The sequence below is a fragment of the Rahnella sp. 2050 genome (assembly GCF_040544515.1).
Taxonomy (GTDB): Bacteria; Pseudomonadota; Gammaproteobacteria; order Enterobacterales; family Enterobacteriaceae; genus Rahnella; species Rahnella aceris.
Map to the genome: position 1 here is coordinate 77,604 of NZ_JBEPKE010000001.1, position 24,431 is coordinate 102,034.

Below are 24,431 nucleotides of genomic sequence, written 5' to 3' on the forward strand. Positions count from 1 at the left end.
TAAAATGATGTGTATAGCTAGGCGTTCAGTCAAGTCGGCTTTTATTGAGGGGTAAACGTCAATATTGACTGGCAAAGAGCTAAATCCAGTCCAACTTTAAAACAGTGTTGCCAAACTGAAATGAGGGCATTCAACTCGCATAGTTGAATGTCGGTTCTTGACAGTAAAAGCCGACATAGAGATACGTAGGACGAAAATGATGATTAATCGACTTTCGACCACACCCTCATTGCAGCATTTCCCAACAACTCACCCCGGGAAAAGATCTTATCCTCATCCCATTTATCCAAAATTATCAATGGTATGTTCAAGCGTAGGCTAGTATGGGTAATGAGACCATCCCGTTTATTAAGAAATGCAGAATGTTGGACCGAACGATTAACACTTAGGTTAAGCAAGGTCAGATTTCCCAGCGTAGCGATCGCTTGTTGCCGCTTCCAGACAAGCTGTTGCTCGGGTGTTAGCTCTGCACCGGTCAGAACAATCTGATTCACTGCAGTAGCGTCTGAATCTGTCATGGTATGTCCGCCTTCTAGAGGCCAATGTGAGAACCAGTTTTGAGGCATTAGATGATCAATATCGAGACTGGAGAGATTTGGAACCACCGGCTCCTCGGTCTTAACCTGACGACGAAGTTCTCCCTCAATCTCGGTCAGCATTGAGCGAATCTTCTGTGCATCGAGCCTGCCTGGGTAAAGTCGTGCGGTGATGCAGGCATTAAGAAACTCTGAGTCAGAGGGCCAACGTGCGGCTTCACCATTAAGGCTCTTAAGGGTGCTGCGCAACTCAGCACTGGAGATGCTGGTTTTAGCTAAGTGGCGCAAGACATTCATAAACACATTGTTGTAGTTCTTTGGAGTAAGGCCACACACCGCTCTTCTCACTACAAACGAGACAAGATCGTTGTACATGGCGGTCTTTTCAGCATCAGTGATGCTAGCGACTGAGATCAGTAACGCAAGTGGATAAATTGTGGTCATGTCATAGGCGGCGATGCGACGGCCAAAGCATGCAATAGGAGTTGTATCCACACCACTAATCAGTTCTTTATATTGCAAAGCATATCGATTAAGAAGTTCGACCTGCTGGTCAGCTCGGCTTGACGACGATTCCTTGCCTACATAGTCCCGATATTCATTGTAAAGGCGGGACAGGTCTACTTCACGTTGCTTTTCTGCTTGCAGTGTTGAGTGAATTAACCACTCCAGACGAGGTTTGTTGATGCGACCACGGCGTTGTTTTTCTGTCCAGTACGGGTTTTCAAAGGGTTTCCAATCATTTTCATACAATGCAGCGGCATCAACATTATCATGCTCTGCACGCATAAAAATATAGTTACGGATAAGATCCGTCGCATGAAGCTCAGCCCCACGGCCATTCAATGTCTCAAAAATGATTTGAGCATCATCTTCTGCCTCAAGAGATATACTGACCAGTTTCAGGTCAGTTAGGACCGCTTCAATCAGCGCGATAGCATTTTCTTGTGGAGAGCGACCTTCCGCGCTAATCCATTTAATAAAGGCATGACTAAAGAACCATAACGCCTCCAGTGAAGGAGGATGGTTAAAATGCTTACGCAGTGTGCCATTTAACGTGAAGCTATCAGGGAATACCTTGCGAAGGTCATCAACATGATCAACATTAAGGCATTGAATAAAATGAGATTGATCACGAAATGTTGGCCATAACTTAAAGCGTTCAACCTCTTTATTCCGCATTGTTGCTTCGTTTGTATTTTTCAGACACGGCAATACAAGCATTTCTAAATCGGAAAGATCAATTGCATGAAGAGCCAGTCGTATAGACGCAAGAATATATTGAAGGGTAGTTAATCGTTGCTGACCATCAATGATATGCAGGGTATCAACTCCCAGTAAGCCGCTCTTTGTTTGTGGTTCAAGCACTACTGCACCAAGAAAATGGGGGGTTGGTTTTATACCTGAGAAGCGGGCCTGTGCTTTTTCAGTTATATCCTCCAACAAGGCGGACCACTGATTTCGTTGTGTCCATACGTATGCACGTTGGTAAAAGGGAACGCAGTATTGTCGGCGATCCTGAAAAATTTGATGGACATTTAGCGTCTCGGATTTCATGGGTTACCTATATAAAGTACGACATACCAGTTAAAAATATTTCAGCCTCAGAAACGGCACAAATCCAGTCTTCACAGCTTCAATCAATTTATAGGGATACATTAGGTGAATTGCTTAAATTAAAAAATGGGACTTATGATTTTATTATAATCATTTCATCTTGTTGACTTCATTAAAATATTGCAAATTAAATGGGTATAAAGTATATGAATCACCGCAGGTTTAACATACTCATCAGACTCATTTAAGATGACTTACTGATAAGCATTGAGCTTTATCCTGAAGAGTTCAAAATTGAAGCCGTCAAACAGATTGTTGACCACGACTATAACATTCCAGATGTTGCCATTCGCTTAGATATCACCACACAAAGTTTTTATGCCTCGGTAAAAAATTCGTCAGTAACTCGCTTCAGCTCATTTTGAAGTCGGCGGATCTCAGCCTGAGTATCTGACAGTTCTTTGTTATTGGAAGAGTTCGGACCGTACTTCTTTATCCTTCCGTAGAGACTATGAGTGGTGATATCGAGACATGTTGCAACGATGGAAATAGAATGGCCACAGATAAACATCTTCTTGCTGTTACATTAGTATTAATGCAAGATTGTCATCAAATTGATGACAATCAGAGCGCTTTATGGATTACCGTATTCAATTTTCATTGCTCCCCATAGCGATGATTTATGCCTAGTTCCCCTTCTAAGCGGCTTGAGGATTTGAGTATGGTTCAGCGCGAGCGGCTGGCCTACATCGATTTTCGGCTCTACTTTTTCGGTGAGATTGGTCGTCCAGATCTTATTGAGCGCTTCGGTGTGGCTCCGGCAGGGGCCACACGCGATTTGGCATTGTACCGAGAAATCGTGCCGCATAACCTCACCTTCGATGGTAGCAACAAGATCTATCGCATTGGGCAGGCATTCTCCCCGTTGTTCGAGCACGCATCGAAGCGCGTTCTGTCGGCGCTGGCTCTCGGCTTTGGCGATGGCGTGAGCGGCCTAATGCAGGCGCTACTACCATGCGAATCCCCCGCAGCCCTGAGCATCCCCAAGATGGATGTATTAGCCGCGATTTGCCGCGCTATTCACACAAATCGACCTGTTGCCATCCGCTACCACTCGATGAGCAGCGGCGAGTCCGAGCGGGTCATTGTACCCTTTGCCTTGGTAGATACCGGCCTGCATTGGCACGTCCGGGCGTATGATCGTAAGAGTGGGGAGTTTCGGGATTTCATCGTCACCCGCATCGAAGCACCAACATTACTCGACGAGGAGCCTCAGGCCAACGAACTACCGGATAATGACATTCAGTGGACGCGCATCGTCGAGCTGGATTTCGTTCCGCACCCAAGTGTTGAGCGCCCCGAGATTATCAAGATGGACTACGGGATGACCGATGACTCGATCAGGATACGCGTTCGCGCGGCGGTGGTGGGCTATATGTTGCTACGCTGGCGGGTGGACTGCTCGCCCGATCATTGCCTTCGTGGACCGGAGTACCGATTATGGCTCAAAGATCATCTTGCAATTTACGGCGTAAATAATGCGTTGCTGGCACCCGGTTATAGCGCCACTAAGAAGGCTGACTATTAATGGAACTGATCGACAATATCAACCGCTTGCTCGGAGACGACCTAAAGCAAACGCTCAAACCTGGCGCTCGCCTGAAGATCGCCGCATCCTGCTTTTCGATGTACGCGTTCGAAGCGCTCAAAGCAGAGCTGGAAAAAATCGAAGAGCTGCAATTCATCTTTACCTCGCCGACGTTCACCGCTAACGAGGTTACCGATAAGATTCGTAAGGAACGCAAAGAATTCCACATACCGAAGACCGACCGCGAACGGAGTCTGTACGGGAGTGAGTTCGAAATTCAGCTACGCAATAAACTGACCCAGCGCGCAATTGCAAAAGAGTGCGCGGACTGGATGCGGCGCAAGGCAACATTCAAGTCCAATCGCAGTAAGGCACCGATGCAACAGTTTGCTTGTGTTCAAGCTGCTGCTGCAGATACTGCCTACATGCCACTGCACGGCTTTACCGCCGTCGACCTCGGCTACCAGCAGGGCAACGCTGTCTCTAACCTCGTCAACAAAATGGACGAGCCGACGTTTACGGCGACCTACCTCAGTCTGTTTAACCAGATCTGGCTAGACCCCGAGAAGCTGGAGGATGTAACGGCGCAGATCTGCGACCACATTGCGTCCGTCTACCAGGAAAACTCGCCCGAGAGCATCTACTTCATGATGCTCTACAATATCTTCAATGAGTTTCTGGACGACATCAACGAGGATGTCCTGCCGAACGACCGCACGGGCTATCAAGACACGCTCATCTGGAACAAACTCTTCAATTACCAGAAAGATGCTGCCACCGGGATCATTAACAAACTTGAGAGCTACAGCGGCTGCATACTGGCCGACAGCGTGGGCTTGGGCAAGACTTTTACCGCGCTGGCCGTGATAAAGTATTACGAACTGCGCAACAAGTCAGTTCTGGTGTTATGCCCCAAGAAGCTGGCGGACAACTGGCTGAACTACAGCCGCAACCTCAGGACCAACATATTTGCTCGCGACCGGTTCAACTACGACGTGCTTTGTCATACCGACCTCAGCCGCACGAGCGGTGAGTCGTTCGGCACACCGCTGAATCGCATCAACTGGAGCAACTACGACCTTGTCGTAATCGACGAGTCGCACAACTTCCGCAACAATGACGTCTACAAGGACAAGGAAACCCGCTACCAGAAGCTGATGAACAAAGTCATCAAGCAGGGCGTGAAAACCAAGGTGCTAATGCTTTCGGCCACCCCTGTGAACAACCGCTTCAATGACCTACGCAACCAACTGGCACTGGCCTACGAAGGCGATTCCGAAAACCTCAGCAAGAAGCTGCGTACCGGTAAGACGGTAGAGGAGATTTTCCGTGGTGCGCAGGCCAGCTTCAATGCATGGGCAAAGCTTCCATCGGAAGAGCGCACAGCGCGGGCTATCCTGGATTCGTTGGACTTCGACTTCTTCGAATTGCTCGACAGCGTCACCATCGCACGTTCGCGCAAGCATATTCAGACCTTCTACGACACCAAGGAAATCGGCCAATTCCCCGAGCGCCGCAAGCCCTTGTCGTTCCACAGTCCGCTCACGCAGCGAACGGATGTGATGAGCTTCAACGAAATTTTCGAGCAGCTGTCTTTACTCAAGCTCGCTGTTTACGCCCCGATCAGCTACATCCTGCCCAGTCGGCTCAAGAAGTACGAGGAGATGTATGACACTCAGGTTGCAGGGAAAGGCAAGCTTAAACAAATCGACCGTGAAAAGAGTTTGCAGGCATTGATGACGACCAACCTGCTCAAGCGCCTGGAAAGCTCGATTGAGTCTTTCCGCTTGACGCTCAAGTCCCTGCGCGCAAACCACACTAATACGCTGGCCAAGATCAGCACTTTCAATGAGACTGGCGGCCTCAGTGGCATTGATAGCAGAATAAATGACCTGACCGACCAGTTAGAAAACCTCGACGTGGACGACGACCTGCCAAGCAATGGCGACAGTGAGATCGGTGGCAAGGTCAAAATCAGCCTCGCCGATATGGACTTGCCTTCTTGGGAGCACGAGCTGAAGGTCGATCTGGAAATCATTGATGCCTTGCTGACGTCGATGAACAAGATCACGGCAGCCGATGATGCCAAACTGCAGCATCTCAAGACACTTGTTCTGGAGAAGATCGCAGCACCGCTGAATCCCGGCAACAAGAAGGTGCTGATCTTCACCGCCTTCGCCGACACCGCTGACTATCTGTATGCCAATTTGGCTCCGGAATTGCTGGCCACACAGACCTTGCACAGTGCGAAAGTCACCGGCAAAGGGGCGCCGAAGAGCACGCTCAAGAAGAACTATGACTTCCAGGAACTGCTCACCCTCTTCTCGCCACACTCGAAGGAGAAAGCGATCGTGCTGCCAAATGAGGCGGCAGAGATAGATTTGTTGATCGGCACCGATTGTATCTCTGAAGGCCAGAACCTGCAGGACTGCGACTACCTCATCAACTACGACATCCACTGGAATCCCGTGCGCATCATCCAGCGCTTCGGCCGTGTGGATCGCATCGGCTCACCCAACAGCAGCATCCAACTGGTTAACTACTGGCCAGACATCTCGCTCGACGAATACATCAACCTGAAGGAACGGGTTGAGAGCCGAATGATGATTGCCGATGTCACAGCCACCGGTGACGACAATGTGCTGAGCGCCCAAGCCAACGATGTGTCTTATCGCAAAGAGCAATTGCGACGTTTGCAAGAGGAAGTGATTGAGCTGGAAGACCTGAAAACCGGAGTGTCGATTACTGATCTCGGGCTCAATGACTTCCGAATGGACTTGCTCAACTATGTGAAGGTCAATGGCGAATTGAGCAACGTGCCAAGCGGGATGCACGCCGTAGTGCCTGCCAAGCCGGAGATGGGCCTACGCCCGGGTGTGATCTTCACGCTACGCAACCGGAATCCAAGCGTCAACGTCAGTCAGCACAACCGCCTGCACCCTTATTACCTCGTCTATATTAATCGCGAGGGGGAAGTCATTCACGATCACACCGAAGTCAAACGTTTGCTGGATCTGGTTCGCACCTGCTGCAAGGGACAAGCCCAGCCTATTACAGATGCCTGTCTCCTGTTCAATAAGGAAACGGCCGATGGCCGCAAGATGCAGATGTATTCGGACCTGCTTGGCAAGGCCATCCGCTCAATGATCGAGGTGAAGGAAGAGAAGGATCTGGACAGCCTCTTCTGCAGCGGAAAGACCACCGCGTTGGTCAATACTATCGTCGGACTGGACGACTTCGAACTGATTACCTTCATCGTGATTCAGGAGGCCGGATGAGTCAGTCTGCGCGATTTGAGTCGAATACCGCGTTCATCAACTATCCGAAGCAGGCTGTCTTTGGTCGTACCCTGCCAAAGAATAAGATCTACGAACACAGCGGCGCCAGTACAAGACTGAAGGATTTGTTCGTCGAGCAGGTGGAGCAAATCGTCTGGCAATACAAGTTGGCTCCGGAAACGATCAACCTGCCCGCCAGGCCGGGAGTACCAGAGCTTCAGATTTTCTCAATCCAGCTCAAGACATCGGAGCTGAATCTGGACGTTTTGCGTTGCATCGATGGCGCGGTGCAGTTTCCCATCATCTTCGAGCTGAGCTTTGATGGCCGAACAAAGGTGATCGCTGCATACAAACGACCGAATGAGTCAGACGCCAGCCGTTGGGTCATGAGTGACTACTTTACGACAGGCTGGTTGCCGAGTGACTGTGAGCGCGCCGCCATGCCTTTAGCACTCGACCTGGGCGGCTTGTATGAGCAGACGCTTCACCGCCTAATCCCCACGCCTGCGCGCCCACGAGAAAGTCTCGCTGACTTGGTCGTACGCGTCGAACTGGTTGAAGCCAAGCAGCGTGAGGTTGAGAAAGCTGCCAGCAGACTTGCCAAAGAAAAGCAATTCAACCGCAAAGTAGAGATCAACGCGCATTTGCGGCAGCTTAAAAAAGAACTTGAAGAATTGACCGGGAGTGAGAGTGCATGACACAGAGCTTGAATGATGAGTCAAGGATACACATCGAGCAGATCGCTGGTGAAGCGTTGGCGCAACTCGAAAGCATCGCTGAAACCGCTAGGGGCAAGCTGCACGATGGGCGGACATTGGGCTCAGAAGCGTTGGCAAGTATCAATACGATGACGTCTAGCTCGGCTATTCAGAATCTAGGTCAGATTAGCCAAGTGAATAGAGAGAGCTATCAGACCTTGGCATCTGAGCCAGCTATTGCTCGTGTCGTTGCTGAGGACGACACAGGAAATCGACAGACGTTCTATATCTGTCGGGCAATTCCTTTAACAGGATTTATCAATCACACTAGTTATCGAACAGAAAAAGGACGACTTGCATCCCTACCTGTTGGAGCAGAGCTGGAGCTCAAAGACGGCAGTTATTTAACCGTCATTGAGCGAGCACATCTCCGCCCCAATGCGCTTGCCGATGGGTGGGACTCTCGTGACACCGTCGTTGAAGCCGAGCATTTCGGGCCGTTCACCATCGAGTCGCTGCGTGCGCTGCTGACCGAGGTTGCGGGGGAGGAAGTCACCGAAGACATTCTGGGCCAATTGCTGGCCGAAGAGACCGCCAGGGCCAACATCATCGACGGCGTTCGCCGCAGCGTTATCACCAAGATGGGACTGCGGGATCAGCCCATCCTCGATCAATACCAGGACGAGATTTTCCGCCTCCCGCTTGACAAGCGCTTGTTCATCCTGGGCCCGCCAGGTACAGGCAAGACGACCACCCTGATCCGCCGCCTCGGCCAAAAAATCGACACCGCCTACCTGGATGAAGGCGAACAACGTCTGGTTGAAACAATCGCTTCAGCCCAAGGCATTGCGCACGCCAACAACTGGCTGATGTTCACGCCCACGGAATTGCTCAAGCAGTACCTCAAGGAAGCATTTGCGCGTGAAGGTGTTCCCGCATCGGATCAGCGCATCAGAACGTGGCAAGACTATCGACGCGAGCTGGCCCGAAACGTATTCGGCGTCCTCAGAAGGGCTTCCGGCGGCGGTACCTTTGTCCTGAAAGACGGACTGGCCAGCCTGACCGACTCCGCACTAGAGCGCCCCATTCAATGGTTTGACGATTTCGATGCATGGCAGCGCAAGACCTACGTGCAGGAGCTGCGTGAAGCTGCAACCCAGCTCCACGATGCCGAAAATCCCGAAGTCCTAAGTCTCGGTGCACACCTGCAAGACATCTTGTCGCGGGCAGCCGATGGCGCGCTGGTTGCAATGTTTGGCTCGCTGGCGGTGGAGATTGCCAAAGTACAGATGCTCGTCAGCAGTCTCAAGGAAGGCTCTGACGCCAAGATCAAAGCCGCACTCAACCTGCAGCTCAACCGCAACCGAGTTTTTCTGGATGAGTTGGCCCGCGTGATCGACAGCCTCCAACAAGCGCAAGCGACTGAAGCGGACGACCAGGACGACCCGGATGCCGATGAAGAAGAAGACACCACAGCATCCCGCACAGGTCGTACCGCCGCGCTCAATTCCTACATGCAAGCGGTACGCGCCCAAGCCCGGGCAGCAGCATCCAAGCGCACAGTCAGCAAAACCTCTCGCAATGGCAAAATCATCGAGTGGTTAGGGGAGCGAGGTCTGACAGAAGCGGATCGCGTTGAGGTGGGTGCAAGCCTTCTGGTGCAGGCCAGTGCACGCCGCTTCGTTAATCCGGTCAAACGCTACCTCGAGGGCATCCCGAAGCGCTACCGTGCATTCAGGCGCGAACGCCAACCGGCAAACACCTGGTATCGCCACGAAGGCTTTGAGGCGCGCGACATCCACCCCCTGGAGTTGGACATCGTACTGCTTGCGATCTTGCGCGCCGCAGGCGACCTGCTCAGTCGGCCCAACGTTCAGCGCAACATTGATAGCCCCGCCTGGTCATCGCTCCAGCCCATTCTGGGGCATTACTGCAACCAGATCCTGGTGGATGAAGCCACTGACTTCTCGCCCATACAGCTTGCGAGCATGGCGGCGCTGGCGCATCCACGACTGCGCTCATTTTTTGCCTGTGGTGACTTTAATCAGCGTCTGACCACCTGGGGCGCACGCTCTGTCGACGATTTGAATTGGGTCTTTGCGGATTTCGACATCAAGGAGATCACGGTCTCCTACCGGCAGAGCAAGCAACTGAACGATCTGGCTCGCGACATGATCCGCGCCGTCGGTGGCTCCGAGCAAAACGCCAGCTTGCCTGCGCATATGGACAGCATAGGCGTTGCGCCAGCCTTGCTGGAGCACGCGACCAACACAGAAACCATTGTCGGTTGGCTGGCAGATCGCATTCGCGAGATTGAGCGCTTTGTCGGCCAGTTGCCATCCACCGCCATTTTTGTGAGCACCGAGGATGAGGTTGCTCCGCTGGCCGAAGCACTCAACACAGCCTTGGCGGAGCACAACATTCAGGTCATCGCCTGCCGAGAAGGCCAGGCTGTGGGGCAGGAAAGCAACGTGCGCGTGTTCGACATCCAGCACATCAAAGGCCTGGAGTTCGAGGCGGTGTTCTTTGTCAGCATTGACCAGCTCGCCACGCTGCATCCGGCACTGTTCGACAAATACCTGTACGTCGGTACCACCCGCGCGGCCACCTACCTGGGCGTGACCTGCCAGGGCAGCTTGCCATCCGCCATCGAAAGTCTGCGCCCGCACTTTTGCCAGGGCTGGCAACAAGGCGACTGACCATACCAATACGAACTTGAGTTATGAGCCGCTAAATACTGGCGACCAGAGGAAAAGAACATGGAAAAGCTAAAAATGCATTCACCCAATCTTACGCAGGACAACATTGCCCGTATTCGTGATCTGTTTCCAGGCTGCGTCACCGAAGCCAAGGGCGAAGACGGCAGCGTGAAGTTGGCGGTAGATTTTGACCAATTGCGGCAGGAACTGGCCGATTCGATTGTCGAGGGGCCACAGGAACGCTACCACCTGAACTGGCCTGGCAAGCGTGAGGCGCTGCTGACGGCCAATGCGCCGATTGCCAAGACCTTGCGCCCGGTGCGTGAGGAAAGTGTAGACTTCGATACGACGAAGAACCTGTTCATCGAAGGCGATAACCTCGATGCGCTGAAGTTGCTGCAGGAGACCTATCTCGGCAAGGTTAAGATGATCTATATCGACCCGCCGTACAACACTGGAAAAGACTTTGTTTACCGGGATAATTTTTCTGAGACAACAGAAGATTACTTTTCACACTCTCTTCAAACCGATGAAATTGGAAATCGGCTCGTCGCTAATCGTGACTCGAACGGACGATTTCATTCCGTTTGGCTGAGCTCCCTGTATAGCCGTCTAATTATTGCCAGAAATCTTCTGCGACAAGACGGCGTTGTGATTATTTCCATAGATGAAGTCGAACACTCTAATTTGCGTAGACTTTGCGATGAAATATTTGGGAGTCAGAATTTTTGTGGCGAGATTGTTTGGAAAAATAGCAGTAAGAACGATCAATCGTTTATCTCCGTTCAACACGAGTACTTTGTGGTTTATGTCCGAGATAAACAAGCTAACAGCGGCGAATGGCTTGAAAAAAAGCAAGGGCTTGATGAAATTTATAAAGCGTTTGAAGGCTTTAAGAAAGATTTTGGTTTTGATTGGAAAAAGATCCATCAGGCCGCACTCGACTGGCAGAAAGAATTACCAGCATCCAGCCCCATTCTTGATAGTAAACACTACAGCTGGATGGATGAGCGGGGCGTGTACTTTCCCGACAATATCTCGGGACCGAACGATGGTCAATACGTGTACGACGTAGACCACCCAATTACAGGAAAAAAAGTCAAGCAACCATCCCGAGGCTGGTTCTGCCCAAAGGAAAAGCTGGTTCAGCTCATTTCAGAAAATCGAGTCCATTTCGGCCCGGACGAGTCAACTGTTCCATGCCTAAAAACCTATCTAAAAAATACTGAGTATGTAAGCCTAACAAGCCTAAGGGTTTTGGATAGCAGAGCCGCTTCTAATAGGTTGCGCGACTTGTTTGGAGAGAAGATTTTTACAAATCCCAAGGACGAATTGCTTCTTGCTGATTTCTTTCGTGCAATGAATGTCAAGGATAACGATATCGTCTTGGACTTTTATGCAGGATCAGGCTCAACGGCACACGCAATTTGGGCACTAAATCGATCAAGTGGAAGTAACTGCCGTTGGATATCAGTCCAAATTGCGGAGAACCTACTTGAGACGCTGACTGTTGCTACCGGCGCAGCAAAGAAAATTACGCAGAATGCAATTCGCCTACTCAATGGTCTTGATCGACCAACGACTATCGCTGAAATTTCTAAAGAGCGACTTCGTCGTGCAGGGAAATTGACATTGGCTGGGAAGGTGCTTAATGGGTGGGGTGGAGATATTGGTTTCCGCGTTTTTAAAGTTGAAACATCCAACATGGCCGACGTTTACTACTCGCCTGACGCGCTCGACAATGCCAAGTTCGATCTGTTCGTTGACAATATCAAGCCCGACCGCACGCCTGAGGATTTGCTGTTCCAGGTAATGCTGGATTGGGGTGTCGACTTAGCCCTGCCCATCAACAAACAGTCTATTCAAGGTAAAGATGTGTTCTTTGTCGATGGCAATGCGCTGGCCGCCTGCTTCGACGCCAGCGGCAGCATCGACGAAGCGTTTGTGAAGGAACTGGCCAAGTATCAGCCGCTGCGCGTTGTGTTCCGCGACGCGGGCTACAAGAACAGTGCGATCAAAATCAACGTAGAGCAGATCTTCAAGCTCTTGTCACCCGCAACCGAAGTGAAATGCATCTGAGGGGCGCGTGATGAAACTTAAATTCAAACATCAGCCCTATCAGGCTGCAGCCGTGCAGGCGGTCAGTGATATTTTTCAGGGGCAGCCACCGGCCTCTGATGCGGCCATGAGCTATCGCCTTGACCCTGGTAATACCAAAAACGGCATGGGTGATCTGTTTGCGCTAGATAGCGGTTTTAAAAATGCTGAGCTAACCCTCAGTGAGGATACCTTACGGGAGAACATCCAACTCGCCCAGCGTCAGCAAAACCTGCCGTTGTCGAAGGACTTGGTTAAGACTGAGGTCGCCAAGTTAAATCTTGATATCGAGATGGAAACAGGTACGGGCAAGACCTACTGCTACATCAAAACAATCTTCGAGCTGAACAAACAGTACGGCTGGAGCAAGTTCGTCATAGTGGTACCGAGCATTGCTATCCGCGAAGGCGTGGTCAAGTCGTTGGAAATCACGGCTGAGCACTTTCAGGAGACCTACCACAAGAAGGCGCGCTTCTTCATTTACAACTCTAAGCAGCTACACCATCTTGAGAGTTTTTCTTCCGATGCCGGTATCAATGTCATGGTGATCAACGTACAAGCGTTTAACGCCACCGGCAAAGATAATCGCCGCATCTACGAAGCGCTCGATGATTTTCAGTCACGTCGCCCGATCGATGTGATCAGCGCAAACCGGCCCATCTTGATCCTCGATGAGCCACAGCGGATGGAGGGGAGCAAGACGCTGGATTCCCTCGCAAATTTCAAACCGCTGATGGTGTTGCGCTATTCCGCTACCCACAAGACCACTCACAACAAGATCCACCGCCTGGATGCGCTTGATGCCTACAACCAGAAGCTGGTGAAGAAGATTGAGGTGCGCGGGATCTCGGTGAAGGGACTGGCGGGAACCAATGCCTATTTCTATTTACAAGCCATCGAAATCTCAAACAAAAAACCGCCAGTCGCGGTTGTGGAGTTCGAACAGAAACTCAGCGGTGGCAACATCAAGCGCGTCACCCGCAAGCTGGGCAAAGGTGACAATCTGTTTGTGCTATCGAACGAGCTGGATCAATACCGCGATGGGTTTGTGGTATCGGACATAAATGCCAATACGGACACCTTGAGCTTTACCAATGGCGTAGAGCTGACGGTGGGTGATGCGACTGGTGATATTTCCGAGATAGCGCTGCGCCGTATTCAGATCCGTGAGACGATCAAGGCGCACTTTGACAAGGAGATGGAGCTCTTCGATAAAGGGGTGAAGGTCCTCTCGTTGTTCTTTATCGACGAAGTAGCCCGATACCGGGACTACTCTGCTGCCGATGAAAAAGGCGAGTACGCAAAAATCTTTGAAGAAGAGTACGCTAAGCATCTTCAAGAAGCCTTTGATAATGGGTTTATGCAGGGGGATGCCCCTTATGCTAAATATCTACGCCGCATTGCGGCCGATAAGACGCACAGCGGCTACTTTTCCATCGACAAGAAGAGCAAGCGCCTTACCGATCCCAAGGTCGCTGCGCGCGGTGAAAATGCGGGCTTGTCGGATGATGTAGATGCTTATGATCTGATCCTCAAAGACAAGGAACGGTTATTATCACTAGCTGAGCCGGTGCGTTTTATCTTCTCACACTCGGCCTTGCGTGAGGGCTGGGATAACCCGAACGTGTTTGTTATCTGCACGCTCAAGCATAGTGATAACACCATTTCACGTCGCCAGGAGGTCGGGCGCGGCCTGCGTTTGTCCGTTAATCAAAATGGTGATCGCATGGATCACCCGTCCATTGTTCATGACATTAACGTACTGACAGTCGTGGCCAGCGAAAGTTACAAGGACTTCGTGACCGCCTTGCAGAAGGACATTAGCGAGTCCTTGTCAGCTCGTCCGCGTGTGGCGGACAAGGCCTACTTCACGGGCAAGATGCTGAACACGAAGGAAGGCCCGATTACGGTATCGGACGACCAGGCCACGGACATCGAGTTTTATCTGATCCAGAACGGCTACGTCGATAAGAAACGCAATATCACGGAGAAGTACCATCAAGCTAAGAAAGACGGCACGCTGGAGGCATTGCCGGATGAACTGCAGCCCTATGCAGAGCAGATATTCCAGCTGATTGATAGCGTATTCAGCGAAAGCCAACTCATGCAGATAGACGATGGTCGCAAGCCCAAAAGACTTCAGACCAACGCCAACTTTGAAAAGCAGGAATTCAAGGCGCTGTGGGGGCGAATCAATCGCAAGGCTACTTACAACGTGTTGTTTGATGATGTTGAGCTAGTGAACAATGCGATCAAGGCGCTCAATGACAAGAATGCTGGGTTGCGAGTGACGCCGTTGCAATACACCATTCACCGTGGCGAGCAGGCTGATACGGCAACTTACGATGACCTCAAAAAGGGTAATGCCTTCGAGTTGAAAGTTACCGAAACAGAATCGCACAACGCCTCCATCCACTCCGCTGTGCAGTACGATCTGATTGGCAAGTTAGCAGAGGGGACTTTGCTTACAAGACGAACCGTTGCCGAAATTCTAAAAGGCCTTAATGCTGACATCTTCGCACAATTCAAGAGTAACCCGGAAAGCTTCATCGCCGAAGCCATTCGCTTGGTCAACGAACAAAAGGCCAATGTCATCATCGAACATCTGGCTTATGACACGCTAGAAGACAAGTTTGATCTGGACATCTTTACCACGGGTCAGAGCAAACAGGATCTCAGTAAGGCCGGGAATAAATTGCAAAATCACATCTATGACTACGTGCTTACCGACTCTGCGATTGAGCGCAAGTTCGTCGAAGAGCTGGATACCAGCAAGGATGTGGTGGTATATGCCAAGTTGCCACGTGGTTTTCTGATCCCAACCCCTGTCGGCGATTACAACCCCGACTGGGCCATTTCCTTTAAAGAAGGCTCGGTCAAGCATGTGTATTTCGTTGCTGAGACCAAGGGCTCCATGTCGTCATTGGATTTACGGCCTATTGAAGCCACCAAGATAAAATGTGCCCGTAAGTTCTTCGATGAGATCAATAATAAGTTTGCTCCAGAAAACGTGAAGTATGACGTAGTGGATAGCTTTGGTAAGCTGATGGAAGTAGTGAAATAAAATACTCAGTATTGGCCATGTGGTGGTGAGATTATGGAGTACACAAATTGCCACTGAAGCATATGGCCATATCTGAACTTTCGTCCGGTGTGCATGACACCGGACGAGTATCGGTTGATAGCTGAAAAGCAGGAAATTTCAAAAAGAACGTTGAACTTAAAAGGGGGCTTAAATAAATATTCGAATTGGAGAAATTGCGCATCATTTATGCCCTATGAAGTATCAATCCCTAACATATTGGCCAGAACTTTCACCCCAGATACTTTCCTATACTAACTCTCATTGCCAAAACGTGGTACTTACTCATAAATATGTTGGTTAGAATGGTTGAGGACCTAGAAGTATAACGCTCAACGAATGTTTTATAATTAAGGAGTTGAATAAATTCAGGATAATAAATGGTGTTTTCTTACCTTTATGGAATAATCTTTTAATGTCAGTATTAACACGCCAATGCATCATCGGTTACGAAACAGCAGCCCTGCTGTCAGCGCATCTTACCCATTCATCAAGCTTATCAGCCCATTCCTGCATCATCACTTTACGCTCATCAAGATAAGTTGCATGGTTGTATGCGCGGCGAACATTATTGGTATCAGCATGGGCAAGTTGAGCCTCGATAGCATCAGGTCGATAGCCCATCTCGTTTAAACGTGTACTGCCTGTTGTTCTGGTAGCATGCGGGCTATAAATACCACTCCAGCCGAGGCTTTTCAGTAGCTGACGCAGAGAATGTGATGTCATTGGCCCTAGCGGATTATCTCTGCCTGGAAATAGATGCTGACGATGCCCGGTTAATCCTTGCAGCGTTTTGAGCATTTTGACTGCTTGGTAGGGAAGGGGAATAACATGTTCCTTACGAGCTTTCATGCGCGCTGCCGGAATGATCCATAATGCGTTATCAAGATCGAATTCGGCCCATGCTGCCTCGGTGGCTTCGGCTGGACGCGCTAGCGTCCACCACATTAACCACATGCAATAATTAACCTGGTATGAGCCGCGACTGTTGTCAAAACAGCCTAATAACTTCCCGATTTGCTGCGGAGACAATGCCTGTTTGTGCTGCGTTTTATTTGCCGGAATCGCCTTACGCACTGGCCAGACAGGATCGCTATCTGCTCTGAGCGTCGCTACTGCTAGTTCAAAAACCGATGAAATGGTGCGGCGGGCTTCAGCGGCAACGGACGGAGCGCCGCGCTTAGCCGTTTCCTGAAGAATTTTTAGAATGTGGTGCGGGGTTATTTCCCTGACAGGGAGCTTACCTATTGCGGGGAAAACCACACGCTTAAGCATATCTAGTCGCCGCGTTTTGGTGATTTCGGCCCAGTCTTTCATCTGCAACCACTCTTTAGCGACTAGCTCAAAGGTGTTGGATGCGTCATTGACCTTGCGGATCTTATCTAACTGGCGAGCCTGAGTAGGGCTAACTCCATTCGCGACTTGTTTACGCGCTTGCTCGCATTTCTCGCGAGCTTCGGCAAGTTTAACCGTCGGGTACTCACCCAGCGCAAACATGCTGGATTTACCGTTAAGTTTAAACCGATAGCGCCACGCCTTTTTGCCATTAGGTTTTACTTCAAGGTATAAGCCATTGAAATCGTTGAGACGATAAAGCTTTTCTTTCGCTTTTGCTGTGCGGCATTGAGTATCAGTGAGCATAACAATTCCTTGTGTATTTATTATACCGTTATTGTACTCACTAAAAATAAAGATGGAAGTTTGATGTACTCACCTACGTACTCATTTTTGACTGCGCTTCTACGGAATTATTTGAGACGCTATGAAACGAAAAATCCACGCAAATGCGTGGATTTAAACATTTTTTGTGAAAGTCATGAGATTGAATGAAACCCCATGAGACAACACATTTTATTTAGACGTTGAACAGGAAGTTCATCACATCGCCATCTTTAACGATGTAGTCTTTGCCTTCTGAACGCATTTTGCCGGCTTCTTTCGCGCCTTGCTCACCTTTGTAGGTGATGAAGTCTTCGAACGCGATGGTTTGTGCGCGGATGAAGCCTTTCTCGAAGTCAGTGTGGATTTTACCTGCGGCTTGCGGAGCCGTTGCGCCGACAGGGATGGTCCATGCACGAACTTCTTTCACGCCAGCGGTGAAGTAGGTTTGCAGGTTCAGCAGTTCGTAACCGGCGCGGATCACGCGGTTCAGGCCCGGCTCTTCAATGCCCAGTTCAGCCATGAATTCTTCACGGTCAGCGTCGTCGAGTTCGGCGATGTCAGATTCAACCGCTGCACAAACAGCAACGACCACGGAGCCTTCGGCCTCTGCGATTTTGCGTACGACGTCGAGGTAAGGGTTGTTCTCGAAACCGTCTTCGTTAACGTTGGCGATGTACATGGTGGGTTTCAGCGTCAGGAAGCTCAGGTAGCGGATGGCCGCTTTGTCTTCCTCTGTCAGATCCAGTGCACGCAGCATGCCAGCGTTTTCCAGCTGTGGCAGGCATTTTTCCAGTGCGGCCAGTTCTGCCTTCGCATCTTTGTCACCGCCTTTGGCACGTTTCTGCACACGGTGAATCGCGCGTTCGCAGGTGTCGAGGTCAGATAATGCCAGTTCGGTATTGATAACCTCGATGTCATCAGCCGGATCCACTTTGTTGTTAACGTGGATGATGTTGTCGTTTTCGAAACAACGCACAACGTGGCCGATGGCTTCAGTTTCACGGATGTTAGTCAGGAACTGGTTACCCAGACCTTCACCTTTAGATGCGCCTTTGACCAGACCCGCGATGTCCACGAATTCCATGGTGGTTGGCAGGATACGCTGCGGTTTTACAATCTCGGCCAACTGGTCGAGACGCGGATCGGGCATTGGTACCACACCGGTATTCGGTTCGATGGTGCAGAACGGGAAGTTTGCTGCTTCGATACCCGCTTTGGTCAGCGCATTGAACAGAGTAGATTTACCGACGTTCGGCAGGCCGACGATACCGCATTTGAATCCCATGTTTTTCTCACCTTAATATCTTAATTATCAAACGATTAAATATAACCGCACGATGTAATGACCACAATTCCCCGCATTATACACGAGAACCGCATTTATCTCGATCCGCTTGTGGCCGCCACTGTTGTCAGTACACAGGATAAACCTTGCCTCGCCTGGTTCATTTTTAGATACTTGTCACAATTTTTTAACTGATCGGGAAATGTACCGGATGTTTTATGTTTAATCCGCGTGGTCTGAAGTTGTCTGAAATGAAGAACGAAACGCTGGCCGGATTTGTGGTGGCGGTATCAATGATCCCCGAAGCGGTCGGGTTTTCACTGGTTGCCGGATTGTCGCCGATTGTCGGTTTGCACACGGCGTTTATTATCGGGCTGGTGACGGCACTGTTCGGCGGTAAACCGGGCATGGTGTCCGGTGCAGCGGGATCCATTGTGGTGGTGCTGATGAGTCTGGCGGCACAACACGGTATGGGATACGTGCTTTGGGCGACCATTTTTGCCGGGGTGATTCAGATTCTGATTGGTGTTTTCCGCCTCGGGAAATTTATCCGGCTGGTGCCGTTACCTGCGGTTCACGGCTTTGTGAACGGGCTGGCAATTGTCATTATGCTGGCGCAGTTGCACATGATTGCCGGGCAGGGACTGCTGATGTACGGACTGGTGTTGCTGGCGATTCTGGTGGTGGTGCTGTTCCCGAAACTGACCAAAATTATTCCTTCTTCGCTGGCAGCGCTGATTGTCGTTTCGGCCGTAGCGATCGGTTTTAACCTGCACACCTTGCGCGTGGGTGACCTGGCAGATATTTCAGGGGCGTTGCCACACTTCAGCCTGCCGGTTGCGCCTTTCAATGTTGAGATGCTGAAAGTCGTGCTGCCCTATGCGGTAGTGATAGCGCTGGTTGGCCTGATTGAATCGCTGCTGACGATGACCGTGCTTGATGAAATGGGTCATCAGAAGGGCAACGGCAACCGTGAAAGTATTGCGCAGGGCGCGGGGAATACGATTTGCGGTCTGTTCGGTTGCTTCGCCGGTTGCGCGATGATTGGGCAATCGATCATTAATTTCACCTCCGGCGGTCGGGGGCGAATTTCCGGTACAGTCGGCGCCATTTTACTGATCCTGTTTGTGGTCAGTTTGTCCGGTTATATTGGCTTGCTGCCGGTCGCAGCGCTGGCGGGCATTATGCTGGTGGTCTGCTACAACACCTTTGAGTGGAGTTCGCTGCGCCGTCTTCGCCGCATGCCTAAAGCTGATGTACTGGTGATGCTGATTGTCACCGTCATCACGATTTTCACCGATCTTGCCGTGGCGGTGATCAGTGGCGTGATTATCTCTGCGCTGGTTTTTGCCTGGCAGCAGGCGCGTATCCGTGTGCGAGAGCATAAAACTAAAGGCGACCTGGCAGTGTATAAGCTGGACGGGCCGCTGTTCTTCGGATCTGCCGCGACCTTTGCCGAGCTGTTTAATCCTGAAAACGATCCGCAAAATGTAGTGCTGGATTTTGCCGGTACGCGGGTCATGGATTCGAGCGGAGTGGAGGCGATTGATAAACTGACCACGCGCTATCTCGATGCCGGTAAAACCATTCGCCTGCGTCATCTGAGCAATGATTGCGTGAGTTTGCTCAAAAAAGCCGGGCCATTCTGTTCTCACGAACTCGACGATCCGCAATATTACGTGGCTGAAGATAATCTCTGAAACCTCAAAGGTGTCGCTTAAAAACGGCACCTTTTTCGTTATTCACCCGCTTGTGGCCCTTTAAAGATAAATGCTTACAATTCGGGGCAAAAAAGCGGCCAAATTCATATCGCTGAAAATTCTGTAATGTTATACCGTTACGCCCGGTCAACTTCGCACTAACTGGCTTCAGGCCTGCGCTGCGGGGTATTTTTTCCACTGCCGGAGCGGACATGAGTACAGACAAAGTATCCGGGACGGATAACGCCAGTAAACAGCTGCGCTTTCAGTCTGCCGCCACCCACACGCGTTGGCTGAGCGGGCTGATCAACCCCATTATGGTGATCAGCAGCGTGATGTATCTGATCTTGCTGATGCTGTATCTGGTCTCTCCGGCATCGGTGTGGCCCTGGGTGACCGGCAACATCATGGCGGCGATGTGGGTTTGCGCTGCCTCCCTGCAATGTGCCCGGCGTATCTCCCGCTGGCGGACGCAACAATTTGCGCCTGCTGTTGAAACCGCCATGCCGGAAGCGTCTTCCGGATTTTCCCAACGTCTGATTTCCCGCCCCTGGATGCGTCCTGTTTTACGTTATGTTGACGCGCATGTGTTCTTCCAGGCGCTTCCTGCGTTTGCCGCAATTGTGCTCATCAGTGTGTTATGGCAGTTGCCAATACCGGCCAATGACGCCGGTGAGGCGGGGTATTTTGCCGGTTCGGTATTCATTCTCTGCGCCTTTGCTGTACTGGTTCTGGAGCGTCACTGGACGCTAAAAAACCCGCTGGAATGGCCGGAAACAGCAAAGCTCGCACCGATGATGCGCATGATGATTGGCGTGTTTTTGCTGAGTGCATTAGCCCTGATGTTTGCCCGTGAGGCTTCGGTGTGGCCAGCTCACCTGCTGATGCTCACCGGATTATTACCGGGGTTGGTGGCGCTGGAGCTTTTCCTGCGGGCGCTGATGGCGATGTTTTCGCCGCCGCGTGAGGATAAAGAGCCGGAGTTTATTGCGGGCAGCCTGCTGGCCGCGCAGATTTGCTGGCCGCCGCGTCCGTTACAGTTTGTGCAAAACGAACTGCATCAGCATTTTGGTATCGATCTTCGTCAGATCTGGGCGTTTCATTTTATGCGCCGTGCACTGTTACCGCTGGCCGCAATCTTGTTGCTGACCGGTTGGCTGCTGACGGGCATCAGCGAGGTGCCGCTGACCCAGCGCGGAATTTATGAATCCTTCGGCAAACCGGTGGCGGTCCGACAACCCGGTTTACATGCGGGTCTGCCGTGGCCATTTGGCCGTACGCGGATGGTTGATAACGGCGAAGTACATGAACTCACCACCGGTTCCGAAGAACCGGTCACCACCACACCGGTCACGGTGGCTGATACCGCCGAAGGCCCGGCGCCTGAAAGCGCAAACCGTCTGTGGGACTCCGGCCACAGCAGCGATAAATCACAAATCATCGCCAGTGCCACCCGTGACAGGCAAAGTTTTCAAATCATGAATATGGATGTCCGCTTTGTGTACCGCATCGCCATGAATGACGGCGCGGCGATGGCGAGCCTCTATCACACCGACAATATGCCGGTGCTGATCCGCAGTATTGCCAACCAGGTGCTGGTGCATGATTTTTCCTCGCGTACGCTCGACAGCCTGCTGGGAAGTGATCAGACACGCCTTGCCGCAGATATTGGCCGGAAAGTACAGAGCCAGCTTGATCATCTCAACAGCGGCGTGGAACTGCTGGCTACGGTGATTGAATCAATCCATCCACCTGCGGGTGCGGCGGATGCTTATCACAGCGTACAGGCGGCACAAATTCTGGCCCAAAGCGCCATCGCCGGAGAGAAAGGGCAGGCCGCGCAGCAACTCAATGCGGCACAGCAATTTGCCCGTCTGGCGCAGGATACCGCCAGTGCACAAAGCCACGAAAATCTCGATCAGGCGCAGGTCATGGCGTTGCGCTTTAACGCAGAAAATCAGGCGTATCAGGCTGGCGGACAGTCGTTCCTGACCGACCGTTATTTTAGTCAGCTGATTCTGGCGATGCAGCAGCATCCGGAAGTTCTGATTGTTGATCACCGTATTGGCGGCGGGACTTCGCCGGTGCTGGATCTGAGAAATTTTACCCTGCCATTTACGCCCGGAGCGGATAAAGCGGCGCATTCTGTCAACGCGGAGACTACCCGGTGAATGATTCCCAACAACCTGAAGCCCACGGACACGATCACGATGCACATGGCGGACATCATCACGGTGCCGGACATCACCATCATCATTCCGGCCCGGCGGCCCCTGGACTCTGGCGACGGGTTACGATTGCTATCGTACTGGTGGCCCTGATTGCCGCCACCGCCTGTCTGGTGCAGGTGCGTTCCGGCGAAGCGATGGTGATCACGCGCTTTGGTAATCCGGTGCGTGTGCTGTTGCAACCGGGGCTGGCATGGCATCTGCCGGTGCCGCTGGAGACCGCGATCCCGGTGGATTTACGTATCCGCACCACGTCCAGTGGGTTGCAGGATGTCGGCACCCGTGACGGTCTGCGGATCATTGTTCAGGCTTATACTGTCTGGCAGGTGAAAAACGATCCTCAGCATGTGCAGCGTTTTATCCGCGCGGTACAAAATCAGCCGGATATGGCCGCCGCGCAGATACGAACGTTTATTGGTTCGGCGCTGGAAACCACCACCAGCGGTTTTGCACTGGCTGATCTGGTTAACACTGATGCCAGTAAAATCCGCCTTTCCGGTTTTGAACAGCATTTGCATGATCAGATAGCCCGCCAGTTGCTCGACAGCTATGGCATTGAACTGGTGCAGGTCGGCGTTGAACGGCTGACATTACCGTCGGTGACGTTAGATGCCACCGTGGATCGCATGCGGGCAGAACGGGAAACCATTGCCACCGAGCGGTCCGCCGAAGGTAAGCGTCAGGCGGCTGAAATCCGGTCTTCCGCCGAACGCGATGCCCGTGTGATTAAGGCCGATGCGTCGGTCAGCGCAGCCAATATTGAAGCGCAGGCGCAGGTTCAGAGCGCGGCGATATACGCTAAAGCCCGGACCAGTAACCCCGAATTGTACGATTTGTTGCGCTCGCTTGACACGCTCAACAGCGTGATCACGCCGGGCACCCGGCTGGTGCTGCGCACTGATGCCGCACCGTTCCGGCAACTGGTTGAAGGTCCGCCCGCCTTGCCCGCCGCCAGCAACGGGCTGCGGCCATGAATCCGTTGTCCCGCTTTCAGGGGAATGCGTGGTTTCAGGCAGGACGCATAGCCTGTCTGGCGCTGTTTGCCATGACGCTGATTGCCGCCGCGAACTGGCTGTTCTCCAATGTGCGGCAGATAGAGCCGGATAAGCGCGCGGTGGTGATGCGCTTTGGTGCGGTTTCCCGCACGGCGGGAGCCGGGTTGTTGCTGGCGTGGCCGGAACCGCTGGAGCAGGTAGAAATTTTACCCGCCGCTGACCGGGTAATCGAGCATCACGTGACCGCGTTGCTCAGAGAAAACATTGTGCCTGCGTGGACCAATACCGGCGGCGAGAAAAGTGATGCCGTCGCGGGCGCTGGGTATTTGCTGACCGGTGATTCCGGCGTGGTTCAGCTGGATGTGCAGGTGTATTACGTGATTACCGATCCGGTGGCGTTTGTGTTGCAGGGTGAACACGTGTTACCGGCCCTGGATCGTTTAACCGAGCACGCGGCGGTGGCGATTTGTGCCTCACGCGATCTGGATACCATTCTGGTCGCGCGGCCGGAAATGGTGGGTAACGACAGCCATATCGCCGAACGACGGGAACGGCTGCGTGGCGATTTACGTCAGGGCATTAATCAGCAACTCGCCGCCCTGAGAGCTGCAGGCAGCAACTCCGGTATCGAAGTCCGTCGCGTTGACGTGCAGTCTTCTCTGCCACCGTCGGCGGTTGAGGCGTTTAATGCCGTACTGACAGCCAGTCAGCAGGCGGATCAGAACATCGCCAGCGCGAGTAATGAGGCTGCCAGTGTGCATCAGGAGGCGGTTCAGGCGGCAGATCGCACCTTACAGGTCTCCCATGCCAAAGCCAGCGAACAGATAGCCCGGGCTTCCACGGAGACTGCAACTGTGGTGCAACTGGCGAATGATCATTCACCTGAATTACTGTGGCGTCTGTGGCGTGAACGGATGCCGGCAATCCTTGCCCATGCGGGCGGCGTCACTGCCGTTGATCCCCATGACGATGCACATCTGATCCTGCCGGGGCCAGACCGTCCATCCTCTCAACCCTGAGGTATTG

Annotated in this window: 13 protein-coding genes and 2 pseudogenes; 11 read left to right on the forward strand and 4 right to left on the reverse strand. The window is 51.9% G+C overall.

The annotated features are described in order from the left end of the window. Positions 1–203: 203 nt before the first annotated feature. Positions 204–2,093 carry a DUF262 domain-containing protein gene (locus tag ABIC79_RS00335; protein WP_354566401.1) on the reverse strand — a complete coding sequence of 630 codons (1,890 nt, stop codon included), beginning with the start codon at positions 2,091–2,093 and terminating at the stop codon, positions 204–206. 260 nt (positions 2,094–2,353) lie between these two features. Here ABIC79_RS00335 and ABIC79_RS00340 point away from each other — a divergent pair. Continuing rightward, positions 2,354–2,473: pseudogene (locus ABIC79_RS00340) on the forward strand (transposase); the annotation flags it as partial. 17 nt (positions 2,474–2,490) lie between these two features. On the opposite strand, the pseudogene ABIC79_RS00345 reads toward ABIC79_RS00340, so the two are convergent. Next, positions 2,491–2,652, reverse strand: a pseudogene (locus ABIC79_RS00345) (IS3 family transposase); the annotation flags it as partial. Between the two features lie 162 nt (positions 2,653–2,814). On the opposite strand from ABIC79_RS00345, the gene ABIC79_RS00350 reads away from it, so the two are divergent. From ABIC79_RS00350 to ABIC79_RS00375, 6 genes are read left to right on the forward strand one after another with little or no spacing between them, the layout of a single operon-like run. Then, a complete protein-coding gene (locus tag ABIC79_RS00350; protein ID WP_502947752.1) occupies positions 2,815–3,681 on the forward strand; it encodes a helix-turn-helix transcriptional regulator in 867 nt (288 codons plus the stop codon). Beyond that, positions 3,681–6,959, forward strand: a complete 3,279-nt coding sequence (locus tag ABIC79_RS00355; protein ID WP_354566405.1) for a helicase-related protein — start codon at positions 3,681–3,683, stop codon at positions 6,957–6,959. Before ABIC79_RS00350 ends, ABIC79_RS00355 begins: the two co-directional genes overlap by 1 nt. Continuing rightward, entirely contained in the window at positions 6,956–7,657 is a 702-nt protein-coding gene (locus ABIC79_RS00360) for a DUF4391 domain-containing protein (RefSeq protein WP_354566407.1), read from the forward strand. Before ABIC79_RS00355 ends, ABIC79_RS00360 begins: the two co-directional genes overlap by 4 nt. Next, entirely contained in the window at positions 7,654–10,356 is a 2,703-nt protein-coding gene (locus ABIC79_RS00365; RefSeq protein ID WP_354566409.1) for an ATP-binding domain-containing protein, read from the forward strand. Before ABIC79_RS00360 ends, ABIC79_RS00365 begins: the two co-directional genes overlap by 4 nt. Positions 10,357–10,416: 60 nt before the next feature. After that, a complete protein-coding gene (locus tag ABIC79_RS00370) occupies positions 10,417–12,435 on the forward strand; it encodes a site-specific DNA-methyltransferase (RefSeq protein WP_354566411.1) in 2,019 nt (672 codons plus the stop codon). 10 nt (positions 12,436–12,445) lie between these two features. Then, on the forward strand, positions 12,446–15,517 hold the full coding sequence (locus ABIC79_RS00375; protein ID WP_354566413.1) for a type III restriction-modification system endonuclease: 3,072 nt from the start codon (positions 12,446–12,448) through the stop codon (positions 15,515–15,517). Between the two features lie 465 nt (positions 15,518–15,982). On the opposite strand, the gene ABIC79_RS00380 is transcribed toward ABIC79_RS00375, so the two are convergent. Beyond that, positions 15,983–17,176: a tyrosine-type recombinase/integrase gene (locus ABIC79_RS00380; protein ID WP_354566415.1), complete on the reverse strand. Its 1,194-nt coding sequence runs from the start codon at positions 17,174–17,176 to the stop codon at positions 15,983–15,985. A gap of 214 nt (positions 17,177–17,390) precedes the next feature. Further along, on the reverse strand, positions 17,391–18,482 hold the full coding sequence (gene ychF / locus ABIC79_RS00385; RefSeq protein ID WP_112198685.1) for a redox-regulated ATPase YchF: 1,092 nt from the start codon (positions 18,480–18,482) through the stop codon (positions 17,391–17,393). A gap of 218 nt (positions 18,483–18,700) precedes the next feature. On the opposite strand from ychF, the gene ABIC79_RS00390 reads away from it, so the two are divergent. From ABIC79_RS00390 to hflK, 4 genes are all read left to right on the forward strand, one after another. After that, positions 18,701–20,182: a SulP family inorganic anion transporter gene (locus ABIC79_RS00390; protein WP_013575598.1), complete on the forward strand. Its 1,482-nt coding sequence runs from the start codon at positions 18,701–18,703 to the stop codon at positions 20,180–20,182. 212 nt (positions 20,183–20,394) lie between these two features. Further along, positions 20,395–22,353, forward strand: coding sequence for an SPFH domain-containing protein (locus ABIC79_RS00395; RefSeq protein WP_354566418.1), 1,959 nt, complete (start codon positions 20,395–20,397; stop codon positions 22,351–22,353). Continuing rightward, entirely contained in the window at positions 22,350–23,384 is a 1,035-nt protein-coding gene (hflC, locus tag ABIC79_RS00400) for a protease modulator HflC (RefSeq protein WP_112198688.1), read from the forward strand. Before ABIC79_RS00395 ends, hflC begins: the two co-directional genes overlap by 4 nt. Then, positions 23,381–24,424, forward strand: coding sequence for a protease modulator HflK (gene hflK, locus ABIC79_RS00405; RefSeq protein ID WP_037034069.1), 1,044 nt, complete (start codon positions 23,381–23,383; stop codon positions 24,422–24,424). The genes hflC and hflK overlap by 4 nt, the downstream gene beginning before the upstream one ends. Positions 24,425–24,431 lie beyond the last annotated feature (7 nt).

Bases quoted from the DNA above. Each gene is read 5' to 3' on its own strand.
- ABIC79_RS00335 (WP_354566401.1), bottom strand. From the start codon at position 2,093: ATGAAATCCGAGACGCTAAATGTCCATCAAATTTTTCAGGATCGCCGA.
- ABIC79_RS00350 (WP_502947752.1), top strand. From the start codon at position 2,815: ATGGTTCAGCGCGAGCGGCTGGCCTACATCGATTTTCGGCTCTACTTT.
- ABIC79_RS00355 (WP_354566405.1), top strand. From the start codon at position 3,681: ATGGAACTGATCGACAATATCAACCGCTTGCTCGGAGACGACCTAAAG.
- ABIC79_RS00360 (WP_354566407.1), top strand. From the start codon at position 6,956: ATGAGTCAGTCTGCGCGATTTGAGTCGAATACCGCGTTCATCAACTAT.
- ABIC79_RS00365 (WP_354566409.1), top strand. From the start codon at position 7,654: ATGACACAGAGCTTGAATGATGAGTCAAGGATACACATCGAGCAGATC.
- ABIC79_RS00370 (WP_354566411.1), top strand. From the start codon at position 10,417: ATGGAAAAGCTAAAAATGCATTCACCCAATCTTACGCAGGACAACATT.
- ABIC79_RS00375 (WP_354566413.1), top strand. From the start codon at position 12,446: ATGAAACTTAAATTCAAACATCAGCCCTATCAGGCTGCAGCCGTGCAG.
- ABIC79_RS00380 (WP_354566415.1), bottom strand. From the start codon at position 17,176: ATGCTCACTGATACTCAATGCCGCACAGCAAAAGCGAAAGAAAAGCTT.
- ychF (WP_112198685.1), bottom strand. From the start codon at position 18,482: ATGGGATTCAAATGCGGTATCGTCGGCCTGCCGAACGTCGGTAAATCT.
- ABIC79_RS00390 (WP_013575598.1), top strand. From the start codon at position 18,701: ATGTTTAATCCGCGTGGTCTGAAGTTGTCTGAAATGAAGAACGAAACG.
- ABIC79_RS00395 (WP_354566418.1), top strand. From the start codon at position 20,395: ATGAGTACAGACAAAGTATCCGGGACGGATAACGCCAGTAAACAGCTG.
- hflK (WP_037034069.1), top strand. From the start codon at position 23,381: ATGAATCCGTTGTCCCGCTTTCAGGGGAATGCGTGGTTTCAGGCAGGA.